This window comes from Klebsiella sp. 18074, assembly GCF_902705905.1.
GTDB classification, from domain to species: domain Bacteria; phylum Pseudomonadota; class Gammaproteobacteria; order Enterobacterales; family Enterobacteriaceae; genus Klebsiella; species Klebsiella terrigena.
The window spans coordinates 1-403 of the sequence record NZ_CACSIS010000105.1; the positions used below are offsets into that span (position 1 = coordinate 1).

General features: G+C 70.0%; 1 protein-coding gene. It reads right to left on the reverse strand.

The genetic code is table 11. From position 1 onward, the window contains the following. The coding region (locus tag GVK32_RS28750) for an ABC transporter substrate-binding protein (RefSeq protein ID WP_159989820.1) at positions 1 to 403 on the reverse strand (403 nt) is incomplete at both ends.

Sequence of the window (403 nt, forward strand, 5' to 3'; positions counted from 1 at the left end):
GTACTGCAGGCCGTTCTTCTCCAGCAATTTGGCCAGGAAGTAATGCACGTTCGAGCCCTTGTTGTAGGCCACGCGCTTGCCCTTGAGGTCGGCGACGCTGCGGAGGGCCGACCCCTTGGGCACCACCACCGCCTCCAGTTGCGGGCGCGGGACCGTCGCTCCGGCGTACACGAGCGGGGCACCCGCGGCCTGGGCGAAGATCGGCGGGGCCTCGCCCACGTCGCCGAAATCGATGGAGCCGACGTTCAGCGCCTCCAGTTGCACCGGGCCGGCGTTGAACTCCGTCCAGGTCACCTTCACGCCCAGCGGCGCCAGCCGTTTTTCCAGCGTGCCGCGCGCCTTCAGCAGCGACAGCCAGCCCTTCTGGTGGCCGACGCGCAGCGTGCGGCCGGCGCCGGAGGAC